At 39.9% G+C, this 213-nt stretch carries 1 protein-coding gene; it reads left to right on the forward strand.

Annotated elements, in window-relative coordinates:
* Window positions 1-205: S-adenosylmethionine:tRNA ribosyltransferase-isomerase (locus V6252_RS13475; protein WP_341610773.1), on the forward strand; the 205-nt coding region annotated here is incomplete at its 5' end.
* Between the last annotated feature and the right edge of the window lie 8 nt (window positions 206-213).

The raw sequence follows: 213 nt of genomic DNA on the forward strand, positions 1-213 counted from the left end.
TGGCAATAAGGTTATTGCTATTGGCAGCACGGTGACTCGCGTCCTTGAAACGGCGTATCAAAAAACGGCTATTACTGGACAAGCACTCTCTAGCTGGTCAGGGGACACAGACATCTTTATTTATCCATGGTTTAAATTCGGTTTTATAGATCGACTATTAACAAACTTTCATTTACCCAAATCGACCTTGCTAATGTTTGTATAAGCTTTTTC

It is taken from the genome of Psychrobacter proteolyticus (assembly GCF_038155145.1).
Classification (GTDB): domain Bacteria; phylum Pseudomonadota; class Gammaproteobacteria; order Pseudomonadales; family Moraxellaceae; genus Psychrobacter; species Psychrobacter proteolyticus_B.